Origin of the sequence: Prevotella sp. oral taxon 313 (assembly GCF_003043935.1) — a bacterium.
GTDB lineage: Bacteria > Bacteroidota > Bacteroidia > Bacteroidales > Bacteroidaceae > Prevotella > Prevotella jejuni.
The window spans coordinates 1,541,252-1,559,107 of the sequence record NZ_PYXE01000001.1 but is presented as its reverse complement, the minus strand read 5'-3'; the positions used below and the strand labels follow the sequence as shown (position 1 = coordinate 1,559,107).

Below are 17,856 nucleotides of genomic sequence, written 5' to 3'. Positions count from 1 at the left end.
TTTCATAAGATTAAGCTAAATATCAAGTCATAAAGTTTCAATTCTAATAAAAATAGGTTACCTTTGCATATAAAATCAGCTCCTTATGAAACCAATGATAAAATATAGAGGGGGAAAAACAAAAGAAATCCCTCACATAATGTGGCATGTTCCTAGATTTTCTGGTAGATATGTCGAGCCTTTCTTTGGTGGTGGTGCTCTCTTTTTTTATTTGGAGCCTAGAGAAGCTATCATCAATGACATAAATAAGCAACTAATTAATTTTTATAAAGGTGTGAGAAACTATTTCCCAAAACTTCGAAAAGAATTGGATGAAATAGAGGCTTTATATGAAATTAATAGGCGTGATTATGATATATTGAAGGCAAGTACGCCTAACGAAAGAGTGGTAGATAATAATGAAGCTTTATATTATTTACTACGGGATATGTTTAACAACAAGATCCGTAAAGAGTATAGTGATGCATTACTCTATTATTTCATTAACAAAACAGCGTACTCGGGTATGATAAGATACAACTCTGACGGAGAATTTAATGTGCCTTATGGTCGTTATAAGCATTTAAGTACCCAACAAGTATCTTTTTCTCATAGCCAGCTGTTAAAACGAGCTGAGATACACAATGTAGATTATAGCAAAATCTTTGATATGTGTAATGTCGATGATTTTATTTTCTTAGATCCTCCGTATGACTGTGTATTTTCAGATTATGGAAATGTAGAATATAAAGAGGGCTTCAATGAAGACAATCATAGGAAGTTAGCAGAAGATTTTAAAAATCTCTCATGTAAGTCATTAATGGTTATTGGAAAGACTCCCCTAACAGAAGAACTGTATAAAGAGTTTATAATCGATGAGTATAAAAAGACCTATGCAGTAAATATAAGGAATAGATTTAAGTCGGAAGCCAAACATATTGTAGTAGCAAATTATAAAAAAGATTGGGATAATGTACAGATAATTACGGACAACGTAAACAAAGAATACACTGTTCCTGAAACTACGCAAATAATGTTGTTTGAATCTAAAAAGAAATATCATGGCAAGAATTGATAGTAGAACGCTGTTCTTGACAACATCGCCAAGAACACCTAACAAGATGATACCTGAAATCAGCCTTTTGATAGAACACTTTACAGGTGAAAAGTGGAATAAGGAAAGCCAATGTGCTTTTATGGAAGTTTTGAGGGAAGAGAACTTCTTCAATGGCAAAGGTGAGAAAGACCCTTCTTTCAGTGCAAGAGATAGAATAAACCGTGCTCCTAAATCTTTAGGCTTCGTTAGACTTTCCCCAACGATAGAACTGACACCTGCTGGTGAGAAACTCATTACTTCCAAACGAAAGGATGAAGTTTTCTTACGCCAAATGTTAAAGTTTCAAGTACCTTCTCCTTATCACAAACCTTCAAATAAAGCAGCGAAGTTCTGTATAAAGCCATACTTGGAAATGCTACGTTTAGTAAGAACAATGGGAACTTTAAAATTCGATGAGCTACAAATTTTTGGAATGCAGCTTACTGACTGGCATGACTTTGAGAATATCGTACATAAGATTGAGACCTTTCGCATCAAAAAAGCAAAGCATAAAGGCAGCTACAGAGTGTTTAAGGCAGAATACCTGAACACTGAACTAAAACAAATCTATAAAGACCGTATCAAGCAAGGAATGATAAAGACACGAGAAAGTGCAGATACTTCGCTTGAGAAATTCCTATGTACACAGTCAAGCAATATGAGAGATTATGCCGACTCATGTTTTAGATATTTAAGGGCAACAGGTCTTGTCAATGTGTCACAAGTAGGTAAGTCTCTTTCTATAATACCTGAGCGCACAAATGATGTCGATTACCTTTTGGAAAGTATAGAACGTAATCCGTTATCATTTGAAAATGAAGCAGAGTATTGTAGCTATCTTGGTAATGCAAGTACTCCCGTCTTACTTACTGACAACAGAGATAATCTGATAAAGAAACTGAAGAAAGAGTTTGCAAAACATACAATCCCTACGGCTGCTTCTACGGAGGAACTTAAAGACTTGTTAGGTGAGTTGAGAGACAAACAGCGCGAAGAAAATATCAAAGACGAAGTCAAGTGCATAAAAGAATATAAACTTTACGATGATATTCAATCTGTGTTCGGCAACATTACAGCCAAAAAGTATTACGATAACCCTATTATGCTAGAATGGAACACATGGCGAGCTATGACTATGCTTGACGGAGGTAACATTAAGGCTAATCTAAATTTTGACGATTTTGGAAAACCTCTTTCAACGGCAGCAGGGAATATGGCTGATATTGTCTGCGATTATGGAGACTTCCTTGTTACTGTAGAAGTAACAATGGCTTCTGGACAGAAACAATTTGAAATGGAAGGAGAACCCGTTAGCAGACATCTTGGTAAATTAAAGGTGTTATCGGGTAAACCATGTTATTGCTTATTCATTGCACCGACAATCAATGATGCTACTATTTCGTTTTTTTATATGCTACACAAAACAAATTTAGCAATGTATGGAGGGAAATCTACGGTAGTACCACTTCCGCTATCACTCTTTCAGAAGATGGTAGAAGATTCTTACAAGGCGAGTTATTTTCCTAAACCAAGCAACATTAAAGCCTTTTTTGAAACTTCTGAAACTCTTGCAGAGAAAACTAATAATGAAGTATTGTGGTATAGAAGCATGCAAGAAAAGGCGATGGATTGGCTAGGGTAAGAATCTATAATTTCATATAAATAATATGGCAGAAGAGAATATATTTGATTTTCAGATACACTACTATCTAAACCAAGAAGGCCTCCATCAAATGGATGCCAAAATCTTGAATGAGTGTGAGCGTCAATTGCTTGATGCTTTTGATTTCATTAAGGCTTGTACAGGAGATTTTAAAATTGAAGTAACACCGAAGAAGGAAGGTGGACTAATAGAATCTTTTGTTATAGTTGCTATCATAATTGGTAAATCTGATACATTTAAGAATCTTATCAATGCTCTTATCCAAAAATTCTTTTCTTCTACACAGACTAAGCTTGCTAATAGTAATGCTAGAATAGAGTTGTATGAGAAAGTTAAGAACGGGACTTTAACAAAAGAAGAAGCAGAAGAACTTATAGATGAAAAGAAGGTTAGGAAGTGCGTTAGTAATTACTTTAAATCGCTCGAAAAAACAGATACAGTAACTTCTGTAGAAGCGTCTGTTAAAAAAGATGGAGAACAAAAGCCTTTTAGTTCATCTAAAATCATAAAAGCTGATTTTACAAAAAAAATACTTTCAGATACTACCACCGAAGATAAAACAGAGACAGCAGGAACGACTATTCGAATTCTTTCACCTGTTTTGCGGCAAGGACATGGGAAAGTTTGGAAAGGCTACTATTCAGGAAAGACAATTGAATTCAAAGTTTTAGATAAGGAGTTCTTGGAACAGGTTTACAATAATGAAATTAAATTTGGGGCAAATACTGTGATAACTTGTACTCTTATTACTATTACAAAGAAGAAGGTAGAGAATGGAGAATACACAAACTTAAAACCTGAATATGCAGTGAAAGATGTCCTCCAGTGGGAAGATGACTATACCTTTAAGAATAGTACCAAACGATATAAGAAAATTAAGGCAAACGAGCAACAGTTAGATTTATTTAATCAAGATCAAATCCAAAATAAATAGGAGTTTTACTAAAAACGTGCAAAAAAGATTATAAACTGAGCTGACTGAAATTTAATTCCGTGCTAAGACTCTTAAAATTGTCTTATAGGACAATTCAAATTCTCTTATAAGACAATTTTAATTCTCTTATAGGACAATTTTTGTTATCTAATAACTATTGATAATCAGGTAGTTACAGAGGCGAATTTTTGACTATGAAATGCCATAAAAAAGATGTGCAGAAGTAAAATATTCTGCACATCTAAATGGGTTACTAATCCGACGATTTTAGCTACTTAAGGATGAAAATTTTCGTCTATATCTGGACCAGAATGTTCTTCAGGTTTAGGCTTCTTTCCATCTGTAGCATTCACGATATCCTCCTGTGGCGTAAAATCAAGAAGACGGGCATCAAGGGTATCGCGCATGGTTGTACTCTTCGTAAATTGCACATTAACCTGCTTGATAAGTTGTGCGCCTTTCTTCTTTGCTTCGGCTGCAGTCGGAGCACCTTGCGATTTCATTGTGAGGCGGAACGAACCTAAATCACCAAGGCGGACTGTATTACCATTTTCTAATGCCTCCATAACCTCGTATTGCAAAGCATCTAAAACGGCTTTAACGTCAGCACTTGAAACAGTTGAACGTTTTTCCACACGCTTTACTATCTGCGCAAGCGACATCGGTGTGGTTGGTGCCATTTGCGGATAATACTTAATCTCGTTTTTCTTCAGCGGATTTTTCTTCGCTTGAATTACATATTTTATCATATCCTATAAATTTAAGGAGGTTAGTAATGAGCACAAAGGTAATGATTTTTCTTTATAATCTACAAAAGACAAAATAATATTTTCTAACATTTCTTGAAAAATATTTTCTGAAAGAATTGCTTTTATGGAGGCGGAGCGTGCAGAGACAGCTGCTTCTACGGCAAAGATAGAGAACTCTATGCATCGCTATGAGGAGAACAATCGCCTCTTGAACTCTTTTTACGCTCCCGACCCACACGAAGAGGAACGTGAGGCAATGAGACAGGAGATTGACAACCTTAAAAAAGAACTCTCTGCCAAAGACAGCAAGGAGGACAATGAAGAGAAACGGCAGCTTGCCTTGATGGAAAAGAGCTATCAGATGGCAGCGAAGTATCTCCCTAAAGCATCAACTCCACCTACCTTCAATAATGGTCTGACGGCAGGAAAGGAGAAGACGGAAGGGGCAGCAGGTGGCTCTAACGCCGCTAAGGGCAAGACCATGCAGAATGAAAAGCCTGTAATGGAAGTTCTGCCGGAGCGTAGGCAGATAGTTTCTTCACTTGATCAGCCTATGAGCGATGTGTACTTTATGGAGGAATACGGCAAGAAGGCTCGTAATATGGGCTTTCATTCGCTTGCAAGCACGGCTGTACCTACAATGCGCAATACGCTCAAAGTAGTAGTGGACAGGACTACAGCTCTTAAGGAGGGTGACAATGTCGTACTCCGTCTGCTGGAAAGTGCCAAAGTACAGGGACTGCAAATTCCACGGCAGAGCCGACTGATAGCAGTCGCCAAGATTGAGGGTAATCGTATGCACCTGCTTATCAAAAGCATAGAAGTGGACGGGCATATCATAGCCGTCAAGCTCTCGGCATACGACACAGATGGACAGGAGGGCGTGTATATACCAGGCTCGGAGGATATCAATGCGCTTAAGGAAGTCGGGGCGAACATCGGCGGTTCAATGGGAACATCCTTTACCTTCGCTTCCTCTGCCAAAGACCAGATTATATCCGAGGCTACCCGTGGGGTGATGCAGGGTGCAAGTCAGTTGGTTCAGAAGAAACTGCGCACTATCAAGGTAACGCTCAAGGGTGGCTACCGCCTTTTCTTGGCTCAGTCTAAATAAAACAATCGAAAATGATAAGTAAAAAATAACATCAAATAAAAAAGGAACAATGAAGAAAATTATTTTATCAATGGCTATGCTTACCTTGGTGGGAGCAACAGCCACAGCACAGGAAAACAATGATAGTTTGACACCAAGCCGTCCGCTTACTTCTGGAGAGCTTTTTCAAGGTATGAGCCGTGCTATTCCAACGGGACGTGTCGTTCTGCCGTATGGTCTTGACGTTACCTTTGACAAGACCGTACATCTTATCTTTCCCGCTGCCGTCCGCTATGTGGACTTGGGCTCACAGAACATTATCGCTGGAAAGGCGGAGGATGCGGAGAACGTGCTGCGTGTCAAGGCTGCCGTCAAGGACTTTGAGACGGAAACCAATATGAGTGTCATCTGTGAGGACGGCTCGCTCTATGCTTTCAACGTAAAATATGCCGATGAGCCGGAGAAGTTAAGTATCGAGATGAAAGACTTTCTTTCCGCGACGGAAGGTAGACTGCCAAGCAACCGCTCTGATATTTACTTCAAGGAACTTGGTAACGAGTCGCCCGTATTAGTAAAACTGATGATGCAAACTATCTATCAGAACGACAAACGTACCATCAAGCATATCGGTGTACAGCAGTATGGTATGAAGTTCCTGCTTCGTGGCTTGTATGCCCATAACGGCTTGCTGTATTTCCACACTCGAATGGAAAATGACACGAATATGCCGTACTCGGTGGATTTTATCACGTTCAAGGTGGTTGATAAGAAGATGGCAAAGCGCACCGCTATACAAGAACAGGTACTTCAGCCGCTTCGTGCCTATCATCAGGTGATGCAGGTGCGTGGCATGGGTAGTGAACACGCTGTGTTTGCGCTCGAGCAGTTCTCTCTTGCAGAAGACAAGCAGCTTGAAGTGACGCTCTATGAGAGAAATGGCGGTCGTACGCTGACCTTCTATGTAACGGCAGAAGACCTACAGATAGCAAAGAAGATTGATAACCTCAAACTGAAATGGTAAACATTATGAAGAAGATAATCATTTTATCGGTTTGTGCAGCGGTGGCAATGGCTTTCAGTTTGCCATCGCAGGCACAGCGACTGATACCCAAGCAAAGGGGCATAGAGGTCGTAGGAAGTGTTCCACTTATCAAGGGAGAAAAGTTTCTTGCTGCTGACAATTTCGGCATGGAAGCAGCACTCACCCGCTATCTGGGTCGTGAGAATTATACCTTTGTTATGGCAGAGTATGAACAGCAGAATATGCCGTACGGAAGTTATAACGTAAAGCTCAAGGATGCGCTTTTGCAGGTGGGCTATATGCACCCTGTTCTTTCCGATAGAGGTAAGAACGTGTTTCTCTATGGTGGTATATCTGCTTTGGGTGGCTACGAGCAGCTGAACGAGGACAAGAAGCTGCTGCCCGATGGGGCGACGCTGCTCGACCGTTCCCGCTTTGTCTATGGCGGTTCCGTACATGGTTCGGCGGAAGTGTTCCTAACGGACAGAGTTCTCTTTCTTATAAAGGCGCAGGGACGCTTCCTCTTCGGCTTTGACGTACATCGTTTTCGTCCAGTTGTTTCAGCAGGACTAAGGTTTAACTTTTAAGTAGAAGAAAAGATGAAAAAGATATTGAATACGATTTGGGTAATGGGCGTGCTGTCCCTTGCCGTGTTTTGCCTATCTGCTTGTGATAGGGATTTGGATGTTCAGCAGTCTTATCCGTTTACGGTGGAGACAATGCCAGTTCAGAAGGACATCATAAGGGGACAGACGGCTGAGATACGCTGCACGCTGAAGCGGGGCGGTGAATTTGCTGACACTCGCTATACGATACGTTATTTCCAGTCTGCCGGCAAAGGCCTGCTAAGAAATGATAACGGCACTGTCTTCAAGCCAAATGACCGTTATCCGCTGATGAAAGATGTGTTCCGCTTGTACTACACCTCGCTGTCATCTGACCGCCAGACGATTGATGTATATGTGGAGGATAATTTTGGGAAAGTTCAGCAGCTGACCTTTAGTTTTAACAACGAGCGAGAAGAGGGCAAGGACAAGCCTGCATCTTCTCGCCACTAAGACCATAATTGATGCGAACGATAAATTCTTTCATTTTACTTTGTGTATTCTGCCTGTTCTGTCAGCCGACCCTTGCACAACGCAGGGTGCGGCTGGCAGACTTGCCACCTTTTGAGCGTGCGGTGGTTGTTGTAAAATACTTTGAGGGACTGCACGGCTGGAAGAATTATCCGTATGTCGGGTATGGGCATCAACTGCAACGGGGAGAGCACTTCACGGCGGATATGACGGAACGGCAGGCAGACTCCCTGCTTCGTGCCGACCTTTGGAAATGCTTTGAACACTCCAAAGGGTATGGTAAGGATGCACTACTACTCAGCCTCCTTGCCTACAATGTGGGCGTGGGGCGACTGCTCGGTTATGGCAAGTATCCAAAGAGTAGGTTACTGCGAAAGATAGAGGCTGGAGACAGAAACTTCTATCGGGAGTATGTTTCGTTCTGCAGATACAAGGGAAAAGTTTTGAAAGGATTGATCAAGCGGAGACAGGTGGAGTTTGCATTGTTTTATATATCATGATTGTCAAAAACGCCTCTTGTGCTTTTTATACTTCGCAAGAGACATTTTTCTTGTTAGTTTATTCGCCTTTCTCGTTATGAATGAGTAACTTTGCGGAAATGAAAACAACATAGAATTATATATCGCAATAGTAACTCAAGTGAAAATCTATAAAATTAGTGACATATTAGATAGTATAGAACCGGTACAGCATTATATCGGCATTTTTGAAGAGACACCAGACCCAGATATTGAATGGCCGCACAGACACTATTTTTATTCAATCGTTTGGTTTACTCAAGGAAAAGGACTTAATGTTATTGATTTTGAAGAATACGAAATTTGCCCTCAGCGAATTTTTACCACAAATCCTCGACAAATTCATAACTGGGAATATTCTGCTGAGACACAAGGTTATTTCATCTTGATGGAAACTTCTTTTGCTCAACAGTATAATATTGATTTTTCTACTCCCTATCAGGATATTGACAAAGAGGAAATCTCTTTTGTGGAGACTGTTTTGAAGAAAATGCTTGTGGAAGAGGATAAGCAAAAGCAGGAGATAGCCATTTCCTATTTTATTTCTTTGCTTAAGAAAGGGAGAACTATTTATAGGAGTCAGGACACCTTGATTTTTAAGTACAAAAAACTACTTATGGAAAATATCCATACGAATCTATCCATAACAGCCTATGCCGAACGATTGAAAACAACTCCTGAGACACTCAGTGAATTATGCAAAGTGCAAACGGGGCTTTCAGCTAAGCAGTTGCAGTTGGATATGAAAATAACCGAAGCCAAAAGATTATTGTTATACACCTCTCTGAACATCAATGAAATCGCTTTTAAATTAGGATTTGAAGACAACTCTTATTTTGCAAAAATATTCCGACAGAAAACATCTTTCTCACCGACTGCTTTCCAAAAGAAATATCTAAAAAAGTCTTAAAAGCACCCAAATAAAGGAGAAAAATCCTATCCGAATGCATTCTTGCCGAATTATCTTTGCTCCAAAAAAGATGAAACCGATAATTGGTATTTTGTTTTTATTTATTTCAGTATGTGCAACAGCACAAATAAAAGAAAGAAATATGGAGTCAGAACGTTTTAATAGAGGCTGGGAAAAGCTTAAAGAAATTGATGATGAGGCTGGCAAGAAAGTAATTGAAAGTCTCAAAGAGATTTCTCCCGATTTGGGAAGATTCATTATAGAGTATTCGTTTGGAGATATTTATTCTCGTGACGGATTGGATTTGAAATCGAAAGAAATTGCGGTAGTCGCTGCACTTACAGCCTTGGGCAATGCCCGACCGCAACTGAAGGTTCATCTCAACGGAGCGCTCAATACAGGAAACTCTGTCGATGAGCTGAAAGAGGTTGTTTTACAAATGTCTGTTTATGCCGGATTCCCTTCAGCCATCAACGGGATGAATGCATTAAAAGAAGTCTTGCAGGAACGAAACCAGCATGGTGTTTCTGACAATGAGGGTTTTGAAGAAAGAAAAAACGCCCAAGACCGATTGCAGTTAGGAAAACAGCAATTGTCGGCGATAGCTCCAGGAATGGTGGAGCAACTGCAAAGCACTTACGATGGTTTTGCTCCTGAATTGACACAGTTCATACTCGAATACGGATATGGAGATATTTTCTCAAGAGAAAATTTGGATAGAAAATATCGTCAAATAGCCACCATTGCAGCGTTAACAGCCTTGGGCAATGCCCTACCTCAGTTGAAGTTTCATATCAGAGCAGGCTTGAATGTCGGACTTTCCGAAGAAAGCATCAAGGAAATTATGCTTTTGATGACTGTTTATTCGGGTTTCCCATCCGCCATCAACGGGATGAATGCATTAAAAGAAGTACTTGGCGAAGGTAAATGACCTGTTTCCGCATGGCATGCATATAGCAGAGAGTGCCATTAGAATATGATTCACAGATTTTCCATTCCGAATCTGGAAATTTCATCGATAATCGGCAGCACTTTCTTGCCCAATGGTGTAAGTGAATACTCCACACGGGAGGCACTTCTGGGTATTGTTTCTTGGCAATCAATCCCCTTTCGCAGAGGAATTTCAATTCGTTTATGAGCATCTTCTCGCCACTAAAAACGTAATTGATGCGAACGATAAATTCTTTCATTTTACTTTGTGTATTCTGCCTGTCCTGTCAGCCGACCCTTGCCCAGCGCAGGGTGCGGCTGGCAGACTTGTCACCTTTTGAGCGTGCAGTAGTCGTAGTAAAATGGCAACTGCATTTTTTTCTTTTTGGGCAGCCCTTATTAAAATTTATTCTTATTTTAGGTTATATACATTCATGTCCATTTATGTAAAAAATTCCTGCTGACCTTGTTTATGTCTTGTCAGTCACCATTTGCAAAACCATATTTGACCCTCAAAGAGGCTGAATTTGATAAGTAACTTGCTACATACTCATAATAAGGAGCTAAATAGAACACGAATGGGAAATACACAAATGCTAAACTAAAGAAGATATTGGCCAAAATAAACGCTATACCGAGAGAGAAACTTGATTTTTCAACTTCCTAAAACGGTGTTGTTCAAACATTTCTACTTATTTGTACTTGCCAGTTGAACCTACGCTTCCCTAATAAAATGTCTATGGTAAAAAGTTAAAAAATCCTCCCACTTTTGTTAGATATATTTTTTTGTGTAATTTTGTAATCGTTATGCGGCAGTAATAATATACATATTAATACGAGTTAGTAATCCTGTAGTTCTCATATGCTACGAGGAGGTATTAAAAGGTGCGTTTCGACAATGCATCTACTGTAGTATATTATTGCTTAATCCAAATGAATATTATAAATTTAGGAATTCTTGCTCACATTGATGCAGGAAAAACTTCCGTAACCGAGAATCTGCTGTTTGCCAGTGGAGCAACGGAAAAGTGCGGCCGTGTGGATAATGGTGACACCATAACGGACTCTATGGATATAGAGAAACGTAGAGGAATTACTGTCCGGGCTTCTACGACATCTATTATCTGGAATGGAGTGAAATGCAATATCATTGACACTCCGGGACACATGGATTTTATTGCGGAAGTGGAGCGGACATTCAAAATGCTTGATGGAGCAGTCCTCATCTTATCCGCAAAGGAAGGCATACAAGCGCAGACAAAGTTGCTGTTCAGTACTTTACAAAAGCTGCAAATCCCGACAATTATATTTATCAATAAGATTGACCGTGCCGGTGTGAATTTGGAGCGTTTGTATATGGATATAAAAACAAATCTGTCGCAAGATGTCCTGTTTATGCAAACTGTTGTCGATGGATCGGTTTATCCGGTTTGCTCCCAAACATATATAAAGGAAGAATACAAAGAATTTGTATGCAACCATGACGACGATATATTAGAACGATATTTGGCGGATAGCGAAATTTCACCGGCTGATTATTGGAATACGATAATCGCTCTTGTGGCAAAAGCCAAAGTCTATCCGGTGCTACATGGATCAGCAATGTTCAATATCGGTATCAATGAGTTGTTGGACGCCATTTCTTCTTTTATACTTCCTCCGGCATCAGTCTCAAACAGACTTTCAGCTTATCTCTATAAGATAGAGCATGACCCCAAAGGGCATAAAAGAAGTTTTCTTAAAATAATTGACGGAAGTCTGAGACTTCGAGACGTTGTAAGAATCAACGATTCGGAAAAATTCATCAAGATTAAAAATCTAAAGACTATTTATCAGGGCAGAGAGATAAATGTTGATGAAGTGGGTGCCAATGATATCGCGATTGTAGAAGATATAGAAGATTTTCGAATCGGAGATTATTTAGGTGCTAAACCTTGTTTGATTCAAGGATTATCTCATCAGCATCCCGCTCTCAAATCCTCCGTCCGGCCAAATAAGCCCGAAGAGAGAAGCAAGGTGATATCCGCTCTGAATACATTGTGGATTGAAGACCCGTCTTTGTCCTTTTCCATAAACTCATATAGTGATGAATTGGAAATCTCGTTATATGGTTTGACCCAAAAGGAAATCATACAGACATTGCTGGAAGAACGATTTTCCGTAAAGGTCCATTTTGATGAGATCAAGACTATCTACAAAGAACGACCTATAAAAAAGGTCAATAAGATTATTCAGATCGAAGTACCACCCAACCCTTACTGGGCCACAATAGGGCTGACTCTTGAACCCTTACCGTTAGGGGCAGGGTTGCAAATCGAAAGTGACATCTCCTATGGTTATCTGAACCATTCTTTTCAAAATGCCGTTTTTGAAGGGATTCGTATGTCTTGCCAATCTGGTTTACATGGATGGGAAGTGACAGATCTGAAAGTAACTTTTACTCAAGCCGAGTATTATAGCCCGGTAAGTACACCTGCTGATTTCAGACAGCTGACCCCTTATGTCTTCAGGCTGGCTTTGCAACAGTCAGGTGTGGACATTCTCGAACCGATGCTCTGTTTTGAGTTGCAGATACCCCAAGTAGCGAGTTCCAAAGCTATTACAGATTTGCAAAAACTGATGTCTGAGATTGAAGACATCAGTTGTAATAATGAGTGGTGTCATATTAAAGGGAAAGTTCCATTAAATACAAGTAAAGACTATGCCTCAGAAGTAAGTTCGTACACTAAGGGCTTAGGCATTTTTATGGTTAAGCCATGTGGGTATCAAATAACAAAAGACGGTTATTCTGATAATATCCGCATGAACGAAAAAGATAAACTTTTATTCATGTTCCAAAAATCAATGTCATTAAAATAATGGAGCGGTCAGGAAATTTCTATAAGGCAATACGGTTGGGATATATACTTATCTCCATTCTTATCGGATGTATGGCATATAATAGCCTCTATGAATGGCAGGAGATAGAAGCATTAGAACTTGGCAATAAAAAAATAGACGAGCTCCGAAAAGAAATAAACAATATCAATATTCAAATGATAAAATTTTCTCTATTGGGTGAAACAATACTGGAATGGAACGATAAAGATATCGAGCATTACCATGCACGGCGTATGGCAATGGACAGTATGCTCTGCCGTTTCAAGGCCACCTATCCAGCAGAGCGCATCGATAGTGTGCGCAGTCTTTTAGAGGATAAGGAACGACAGATGTTCCAGATAGTCCGGTTAATGGATGAACAACAATCTATTAACAAGAAGATAGCCAATCAAATTCCGGTTATTGTACAGAAAAGTGTGCAGGAACAGTCCAAAAAGCCAAAACGAAAAGGTTTCTTAGGCATATTCGGCAAAAAAAAGGAAGTAACTCCAGCAGTATCAACCACTATCCTTCATTCGGTCAATAGAAACGTAATCAGCGAACAGAAAGTGCAGGATCGCCAATTGTCGGAACAAGCCGACAGACTTTGAGGGTATGCACGGCTGGAAGAATTATCCGTATGTTGGATATGGGCATCAGCTGCAACGGGGAGAGCACTTTACGGCGAATATGACGGAACGGCAAGCGGACTCATTGCTCCGTGCCGACCTATGGAAATGCTTTGAACACTTCAAAGGCTATGGTAAGGATGCGCTGCTGCTGACCTTGCTTGCCTATAACGTGGGTGTAGGCCGATTGCTCGGTTATGGTAAGTACTCCAAGAGTAGGCTGCTACGAAAAATAGAAGCTGGAGACAGAAACTTCTATTGGGAGTATGTTTCCTTTTGCAGGTACAAAGGAAAAGTTTTGCGAGGATTGGTGAAAAGAAGACAAGTGGAGTATATGTTATTTCGTCTGCCATAAAACAAATAAACTGGCACATGAATTGGATTGGCACAGAATTTGCATTTATAGAATGTTGAATTTTAATTATTTCTGCAATGGACGTCACTAAAGATTTTCAAACCTTCGTGGACTCTATTTTTGATATGGATTACCACGAAATTTATGAGTTGTATCAAGCAGCAAGTGGGAACGAAGGGAGTATTTCCTTGTATAGAGTAGAAACTGCTAATGGCAGTGATGATACTCTAATTATCCACGAGGCAAGTAACAATGCATTAAGGCTCACTCCTAAGGCTAAAGAATATTTCCCAAAATGGATTGAGGAAAACCTTATGAAAGGATTTGATGATGCGGAATCTTTCTATGCAATGAAATATGCCATGGAGAGAGATGCAGAGCAGGAAGCAAGAGAATAGAAGAGGAAGCAAAGCGTTATTTATTTTTCTCGATTATTAAGAGAAAAAATCTCTTTGCGACTTTCTTTTGCTTCTTTTCTTTGGTCACCTGCTTGTTCTAAGAAAAAGAAAAGAAGCCACGCAAACCGAAAGTTTGCGTGGCTCTTGTTTATTCAGTGGCTATTCCTACACTTTCGTTATTCTGTCTATTCGTTTGTTGGGATGTCTGTCAAACACCCAATTCACCACCTCATCGGGCAAGGTACTGTGAATGCTTCCACCCATGACTAGCCCACAATTTTGCAGGACTTTTTGCCGTGCTTCTTCCTTGCTCTCCGCAACCACTTCAAATACTCCCTCGAAGATATATTGCGTTCGTACTCTGTAAACTATCTTCTTCATAATCTTAAAATTCAACCTTTAATAATCTGTATTCCTTTGGCTCTCCATTGGATAATTTGCGGTGTTTGAGCCAAAAGTGGTGTGCACCATAGCCGTATGCAAAGAATTTGTCAAGTTCTGTTTCTTTGGCTATTTTGTTGATAGCCGACCTTAACTCCTCTTTGCTGTTGGATAGGGTTATTGCGTTGATAACCCTAATGAAAATATGCGGTATCTCGTCTGCATAGTTATAGATGATGTTTTCAATCTCTGTTTTCATATCTCTGATAATTTAATGGTTCATACTTTATGCTGTTGCTTTCATTCTTCGGCTTATAAGACCTCGATTAGCATTCACAAGGTTTACTATCTGCTCGTGGTATTCCGTATTCTTGTTGCACACTCCACGACTTTGCACCACTTCCAAAGTTCGTAAAGATACTTCAATGGTTTCTATTCGCTTGCCTTCAATGGTAGCCGAAAGGATAAGGGAGTCCTCCTTAAGGTAGTATGCATTAGAAAATACGCAATGGTGCATTGATACACCTTCTTCCAAATGTTCTTGCACGCTCTCCAATACGTGGACTTGGATAGTGCCGTCCGTGAAACAGATACCGAAAAATTTTGATTTGAGTTCCTTGAAACGTTTTTCGTCTTCCATTGCCTTCTTTTGCTTCTGTTCTATTTCCTTCCTTTCACGCTGTCTGAGAAGTTCCTCGTGTCTGCGGTCGTGTTCGCCTTTAAGGTCTGTGGGGCATAAATATTTTGGATTATGAATATCCTTTCCTAATCTTCTAAGTGTATCTACATAATCACTCCAAAGGGAAATATCTGTAATATCATAACCCTTACGAACTGCAATCTTGTAGGACTGCCATAGTTCCTCAAAAGCACTCTTGTTGCCAAGAAAGTAACGTAAGTGGTCTGTACGACCTGCTTTTAACAATGTTTCTACACGGCTGTCTGTAAGCAATACAGGAATAAGCTGGGTAGGCACGATGCCATAGAAATTATCCTTAAAACCATTTCTGCGAAGTATGTCTGTAACCTTGAACTTCGGATATATCGGTGAGTAGGCAATATGCTGATAGGCTTCATTATCGTTGCGTATTGCCATAGGACTATAATAGGAAAAGGTATCAACATAGTGTCCCAAAACCCTCTGTATGGCAACCACAGCTTTTCGTCCCTGCATATTCCACCAATATTGCCCAATCTCAATTATGGAGGTCTGTGCTTCGTAACCTTTCTCCATACCCACAATAAGTAGGAACATACGTAATACTTGAAACTCTCCACAAGTGGTAAGTAGGGTGAAATACTGCTTCTGCTGCAACTTACGCTCGTATGTTTCCTTGACCTGTAACTTTACCCTGCAATGAGGGCAAGTGCAAGTTTCTCTCTGTTTGTTCATTCCCCAACTATGCCCACAATCCATACAAGTAGTGCGACCTTTTGGCAAGCGGTAGGCGAAGTGGTCAATACACTCACGGAATGCCCACTTACTTTGTGTCTTGGTTATCGGGCGAAGATGCTTGCTTTGTTCCAAAACCGCCTTCTCAAATTTGTTTCTCGGTTTCATAGGCTTAAAAATCGAATAGTGATGGTTGTACTTGGGTTGCTACGTTCTCTGTCTTCTTCACTCGTGTGTTACGGCTCTGTAACTTGGCAAGTTCCTCACGCTGATATTGCTTAATGGCTTCCTGCCTTGCTTCGGCTTTTTCTTCCTTTGTGAGTTCCACAACGTGATTAACGGCTACTTGGCAAGAAACAGCCTTGCCGACTTCTATATCGTCCTCATCGTAGTAGTGAACAGCCATAGAGAAGATTTTTTCGAGCTAAGCTCTCAACAACTCGTCATCATCATCAAAGCCGTTGCAACCGCTTTTCTGCACTTCATTAAGAATGTAGGTGATGCACTCCTCGATGTTCTTGTTCGGTTTCATCAAGTTAGGGGCAAACAAAGGGTCTGTCATAGCACGCTGATTGAGATATTCGGCTATTGTCCGTGTAAAATGTTCTGTACCTTTCATTGTCGTATATGTTTTGATGTTGTTAATACTTGGGAATTTCTACTATTTGATTGATGCGTCCATATAGGTAGGCTCTTAGGCTTGTTCTGTCGGGTGCGTAATATTCTGTCCATTGTCCGTACTGACCCACAAGGTATTTCTTCAGTACATCAAAGAAGTCAAAGCGATAGCCTTGCAGGGGAACGGCTGTTCGGAAATAGGTGTTTGAGTTCACCGCTTCACATAGCCAATTCTTTTCCTCACGGCTCATACGCTCGCCACGATTGAGTTTTTCACGCAGGATATATACTTTGCTGTTACAAAGGCTCTCCAAAGGGGGAACGTCCCATAGTACAAACTTAATTGCCAACACTTGCTCACTTTTTTCAGCCGTAGGGTTAATGCGGTAATGAGAGGAGGAGCTATATCCTTTTCCTTTCATCGAAGATGTTGTATTTGGCTTTCCCTTCGGTCGCTCTCTTCGAGTTCCTTTTTGCTTATCCATAGCGACATTTTTTTATGCGTCCAAAGATCGGAGTATGCTGATACCTTTTTGTAGCAAAATAGAGGTAGCGGGGCGAGGCTTGCACAAGGTTTTGGCGGAAAATACTACCCGTAGGTGTGGAGATTTTCCAGACAAACCAAGCGGCTTAGGACCTTGGGAAAGCCACAAGCCCCGTACTACCTTTGCGGATAAAAAGGGAACAGCATCCGTCTTCTTCATTTCGCATATTGTGGAGCATTGGAAAAGAAGCAAAAGTGCAACGCTCGTAGTGGAAAATAGAAAAGGTGGCTATCTCGAAATGTGAGATAACCACCTAATGAACGATAAATGAAAGGTATTACAGAGCCGTGCTTCTCAAAGCACGCAAAGCAGGATGGCACAGAGAATTGTCAGCCAGAAGAGAATGCTCAGCAGCGTAATTGTCACTTTTAGAATTACCCTGACTATAAAGCGTAGTATCAGAAAACCTGCAATGACAGAGACGGCAGTTACGACTTGCGGTGTTACCATCTTCGAGATAAGCCAAATGGCACCGATAACGACGGAAAGCAGGATAGCGAGTTCGATGAATCGTGTCCAACCGAAGCGACGGACTTGCTTGGGAGAAGTCGGCTGCTGCTTGATATTATCGGTTCTGTTCGATGCGTCTGCCTTGATGAAGGCAGGTGTGTGAACGTCTTGATTCATGATGATTGTATTCATATCGGAGCTTTTAATAGTTCAAGAGCAATAACAAGATATTCTGCCTCACAAAGCCAAGTGTTTGCTT

General features: G+C 40.4%; 20 protein-coding genes and 3 pseudogenes. 15 read left to right on the top strand and 8 right to left on the bottom strand.

The genetic code is table 11. From position 1 onward, the window contains the following. Nucleotides 1–85: 85 nt before the first annotated feature. The 3 genes from AXF23_RS06100 to AXF23_RS16240 are packed head-to-tail and all read left to right on the top strand — an operon-like array spanning nucleotide 86 to nucleotide 3,672. Complete coding sequence (locus AXF23_RS06100; RefSeq protein ID WP_004359306.1) at nucleotides 86–1,054, top strand: DNA adenine methylase; 969 nt, start codon at nucleotides 86–88, stop codon at nucleotides 1,052–1,054. Continuing rightward, nucleotides 1,041–2,717: an AlwI family type II restriction endonuclease gene (locus tag AXF23_RS06095; protein WP_107624671.1), complete on the top strand. Its 1,677-nt coding sequence runs from the start codon at nucleotides 1,041–1,043 to the stop codon at nucleotides 2,715–2,717. The genes AXF23_RS06100 and AXF23_RS06095 overlap by 14 nt, the downstream gene beginning before the upstream one ends. A 25-nt stretch (nucleotides 2,718–2,742) precedes the next feature. Further along, a complete protein-coding gene (locus AXF23_RS16240) occupies nucleotides 2,743–3,672 on the top strand; it encodes a hypothetical protein (RefSeq protein ID WP_233251246.1) in 930 nt (309 codons plus the stop codon). Between the two features lie 275 nt (nucleotides 3,673–3,947). On the opposite strand, the gene AXF23_RS06085 is transcribed toward AXF23_RS16240, so the two are convergent. Then, entirely contained in the window at nucleotides 3,948–4,421 is a 474-nt protein-coding gene (locus AXF23_RS06085) for an HU family DNA-binding protein (RefSeq protein ID WP_009011633.1), read from the bottom strand. A gap of 124 nt (nucleotides 4,422–4,545) precedes the next feature. On the opposite strand from AXF23_RS06085, the gene traM reads away from it, so the two are divergent. The 7 genes from traM (at nucleotide 4,546) to AXF23_RS06050 (ending at nucleotide 9,970) form a co-directional block, all read left to right on the top strand. After that, the gene (gene traM, locus AXF23_RS06080; RefSeq protein ID WP_107624670.1) at nucleotides 4,546–5,535 is read left to right on the top strand and encodes a conjugative transposon protein TraM; all 990 of its coding nucleotides are present in this window, start codon (nucleotides 4,546–4,548) and stop codon (nucleotides 5,533–5,535) included. Nucleotides 5,536–5,584: 49 nt separating this feature from the next. Then, nucleotides 5,585–6,535, top strand: a complete 951-nt coding sequence (traN, locus tag AXF23_RS06075) for a conjugative transposon protein TraN (RefSeq protein WP_107624669.1) — start codon at nucleotides 5,585–5,587, stop codon at nucleotides 6,533–6,535. Beyond that, entirely contained in the window at nucleotides 6,529–7,122 is a 594-nt protein-coding gene (locus AXF23_RS06070) for a conjugal transfer protein TraO (protein ID WP_107624668.1), read from the top strand. Before traN ends, AXF23_RS06070 begins: the two co-directional genes overlap by 7 nt. Before the next feature lie 12 nt (nucleotides 7,123–7,134). Beyond that, entirely contained in the window at nucleotides 7,135–7,593 is a 459-nt protein-coding gene (locus AXF23_RS06065; protein ID WP_107624667.1) for a DUF3872 domain-containing protein, read from the top strand. A gap of 11 nt (nucleotides 7,594–7,604) precedes the next feature. Next, nucleotides 7,605–8,111 carry a glycoside hydrolase family protein gene (locus AXF23_RS06060; RefSeq protein ID WP_107624666.1) on the top strand — a complete coding sequence of 169 codons (507 nt, stop codon included), beginning with the start codon at nucleotides 7,605–7,607 and terminating at the stop codon, nucleotides 8,109–8,111. A 139-nt stretch (nucleotides 8,112–8,250) separates the two neighbouring features. Continuing rightward, nucleotides 8,251–9,039 (top strand): AraC family transcriptional regulator, encoded by a 789-nt coding sequence (locus AXF23_RS06055; protein ID WP_107624665.1) that lies wholly within the window; start codon nucleotides 8,251–8,253, stop codon nucleotides 9,037–9,039. 70 nt (nucleotides 9,040–9,109) lie between these two features. Beyond that, on the top strand, nucleotides 9,110–9,970 hold the full coding sequence (locus tag AXF23_RS06050) for a carboxymuconolactone decarboxylase family protein (RefSeq protein ID WP_233251245.1): 861 nt from the start codon (nucleotides 9,110–9,112) through the stop codon (nucleotides 9,968–9,970). A 50-nt stretch (nucleotides 9,971–10,020) separates the two neighbouring features. Here the strand turns inward: AXF23_RS06050 and AXF23_RS16235 are convergent, their stop codons facing one another. After that, nucleotides 10,021–10,104 (bottom strand): winged helix-turn-helix transcriptional regulator, encoded by an 84-nt coding sequence (locus tag AXF23_RS16235; RefSeq protein WP_233251325.1) that lies wholly within the window; start codon nucleotides 10,102–10,104, stop codon nucleotides 10,021–10,023. A gap of 102 nt (nucleotides 10,105–10,206) precedes the next feature. Between AXF23_RS16235 and AXF23_RS06040 the strand changes: the two are divergent. From AXF23_RS06040 to AXF23_RS06020, 5 genes and pseudogenes are all read left to right on the top strand, one after another. Next, nucleotides 10,207–10,335, top strand: a pseudogene (locus tag AXF23_RS06040) (lysozyme); the annotation flags it as partial. 567 nt (nucleotides 10,336–10,902) lie between these two features. Further along, entirely contained in the window at nucleotides 10,903–12,828 is a 1,926-nt protein-coding gene (gene tet(Q), locus AXF23_RS06035; protein ID WP_004291466.1) for a tetracycline resistance ribosomal protection protein Tet(Q), read from the top strand. Continuing rightward, nucleotides 12,828–13,436 (top strand): annotated as a pseudogene (locus AXF23_RS06030) (hybrid sensor histidine kinase/response regulator); the annotation flags it as partial. The gene tet(Q) and the pseudogene AXF23_RS06030, both read left to right, overlap by 1 nt. Then, entirely contained in the window at nucleotides 13,405–13,812 is a 408-nt protein-coding gene (locus AXF23_RS06025; protein ID WP_083818187.1) for a glycoside hydrolase family protein, read from the top strand. The pseudogene AXF23_RS06030 and the gene AXF23_RS06025, both read left to right, overlap by 32 nt. A 77-nt stretch (nucleotides 13,813–13,889) precedes the next feature. Further along, on the top strand, nucleotides 13,890–14,210 hold the full coding sequence (locus AXF23_RS06020; protein WP_006046169.1) for a hypothetical protein: 321 nt from the start codon (nucleotides 13,890–13,892) through the stop codon (nucleotides 14,208–14,210). 165 nt (nucleotides 14,211–14,375) lie between these two features. Here the strand turns inward: AXF23_RS06020 and AXF23_RS06015 are convergent, their stop codons facing one another. The 6 genes and pseudogenes from AXF23_RS06015 to AXF23_RS05985 all read right to left on the bottom strand — a co-directional run bounded on the left by AXF23_RS06015 (nucleotide 14,376) and on the right by AXF23_RS05985 (nucleotide 17,789). Beyond that, nucleotides 14,376–14,591 (bottom strand): hypothetical protein, encoded by a 216-nt coding sequence (locus AXF23_RS06015; RefSeq protein ID WP_040595785.1) that lies wholly within the window; start codon nucleotides 14,589–14,591, stop codon nucleotides 14,376–14,378. Between the two features lie 4 nt (nucleotides 14,592–14,595). After that, nucleotides 14,596–14,850 carry a hypothetical protein gene (locus tag AXF23_RS06010; protein ID WP_006046171.1) on the bottom strand — a complete coding sequence of 85 codons (255 nt, stop codon included), beginning with the start codon at nucleotides 14,848–14,850 and terminating at the stop codon, nucleotides 14,596–14,598. Between the two features lie 27 nt (nucleotides 14,851–14,877). Further along, the gene (locus AXF23_RS06005) at nucleotides 14,878–16,152 is read right to left on the bottom strand and encodes a PcfJ domain-containing protein (RefSeq protein ID WP_107624664.1); all 1,275 of its coding nucleotides are present in this window, start codon (nucleotides 16,150–16,152) and stop codon (nucleotides 14,878–14,880) included. 4 nt (nucleotides 16,153–16,156) lie between these two features. Then, nucleotides 16,157–16,603 (bottom strand): annotated as a pseudogene (locus tag AXF23_RS16230) (PcfK-like family protein). Between the two features lie 22 nt (nucleotides 16,604–16,625). After that, nucleotides 16,626–17,087 (bottom strand): hypothetical protein, encoded by a 462-nt coding sequence (locus tag AXF23_RS05995; RefSeq protein ID WP_107624663.1) that lies wholly within the window; start codon nucleotides 17,085–17,087, stop codon nucleotides 16,626–16,628. 354 nt (nucleotides 17,088–17,441) lie between these two features. Beyond that, nucleotides 17,442–17,789 carry a hypothetical protein gene (locus AXF23_RS05985; RefSeq protein WP_107624661.1) on the bottom strand — a complete coding sequence of 116 codons (348 nt, stop codon included), beginning with the start codon at nucleotides 17,787–17,789 and terminating at the stop codon, nucleotides 17,442–17,444. Nucleotides 17,790–17,856 lie beyond the last annotated feature (67 nt).

Coding starts and splice junctions, on each gene's coding strand:
- AXF23_RS06100 (WP_004359306.1), top strand. CDS start 86: ATGAAACCAATGATAAAATATAGAGGGGGAAAAACAAAAGAAATCCCT.
- AXF23_RS06095 (WP_107624671.1), top strand. CDS start 1,041: ATGGCAAGAATTGATAGTAGAACGCTGTTCTTGACAACATCGCCAAGA.
- AXF23_RS16240 (WP_233251246.1), top strand. CDS start 2,743: ATGGCAGAAGAGAATATATTTGATTTTCAGATACACTACTATCTAAAC.
- AXF23_RS06085 (WP_009011633.1), bottom strand. CDS start 4,421: ATGATAAAATATGTAATTCAAGCGAAGAAAAATCCGCTGAAGAAAAAC.
- traM (WP_107624670.1), top strand. CDS start 4,546: ATGGAGGCGGAGCGTGCAGAGACAGCTGCTTCTACGGCAAAGATAGAG.
- traN (WP_107624669.1), top strand. CDS start 5,585: ATGAAGAAAATTATTTTATCAATGGCTATGCTTACCTTGGTGGGAGCA.
- AXF23_RS06070 (WP_107624668.1), top strand. CDS start 6,529: ATGGTAAACATTATGAAGAAGATAATCATTTTATCGGTTTGTGCAGCG.
- AXF23_RS06065 (WP_107624667.1), top strand. CDS start 7,135: ATGAAAAAGATATTGAATACGATTTGGGTAATGGGCGTGCTGTCCCTT.
- AXF23_RS06060 (WP_107624666.1), top strand. CDS start 7,605: ATGCGAACGATAAATTCTTTCATTTTACTTTGTGTATTCTGCCTGTTC.
- AXF23_RS06050 (WP_233251245.1), top strand. CDS start 9,110: ATGAAACCGATAATTGGTATTTTGTTTTTATTTATTTCAGTATGTGCA.
- AXF23_RS06020 (WP_006046169.1), top strand. CDS start 13,890: ATGGACGTCACTAAAGATTTTCAAACCTTCGTGGACTCTATTTTTGAT.
- AXF23_RS06015 (WP_040595785.1), bottom strand. CDS start 14,591: ATGAAGAAGATAGTTTACAGAGTACGAACGCAATATATCTTCGAGGGA.
- AXF23_RS06010 (WP_006046171.1), bottom strand. CDS start 14,850: ATGAAAACAGAGATTGAAAACATCATCTATAACTATGCAGACGAGATA.
- AXF23_RS06005 (WP_107624664.1), bottom strand. CDS start 16,152: ATGAAACCGAGAAACAAATTTGAGAAGGCGGTTTTGGAACAAAGCAAG.
- AXF23_RS05995 (WP_107624663.1), bottom strand. CDS start 17,087: ATGGATAAGCAAAAAGGAACTCGAAGAGAGCGACCGAAGGGAAAGCCA.
- AXF23_RS05985 (WP_107624661.1), bottom strand. CDS start 17,789: ATGAATACAATCATCATGAATCAAGACGTTCACACACCTGCCTTCATC.